We start from the raw sequence: 391 nt of genomic DNA on the forward strand, positions 1-391 counted from the left end.
CAAGTAAGGTCTGCTGCAAGGAATTTAGGAAGAAAATTTATGAATTATTTGATTAAGGGCGAAGGTGGCGATGCAATTACAGGCTTAAAGAATAACAATCAAGTTTACACAGTTACATTTGACACTGCAAACGGCGGCGAATTATCAATTGGAACAGAAACATCTGCAAAAAAACAACAAGCAAAATTCCTTGAAACACTTGATAATGCTATTTTATCCGTTCCAAATGGTGCTAATTGCTTGATTATGAATGCAGCTTTAGCATCAAGATTATCCACAGTTTTTAGGGAATACGTAAATTATAATTCTATTATTGCTGCTACTGGCGATGTGTTACAAATACCAAGCTACAAGGGCATTCCTATTGTAATTGCAGGTATTACTGCAGAAG

Annotated in this window: 1 protein-coding gene; it reads left to right on the top strand. The window is 35.5% G+C overall.

Annotation, left to right across the window (positions count from 1 at the left end; all coding sequences use genetic code 11):
- Window positions 1-39 precede the first annotated feature (39 nt).
- Window positions 40-391 (top strand): hypothetical protein (locus K9U41_RS23685; RefSeq protein WP_282643261.1); only part of this gene is annotated, 352 nt, incomplete at its 3' end.

It is taken from the genome of Xanthobacter autotrophicus (genome assembly GCF_029991245.1).
Classification (GTDB): Bacteria; Pseudomonadota; Alphaproteobacteria; order Rhizobiales; family Xanthobacteraceae; genus Xanthobacter; species Xanthobacter autotrophicus_C.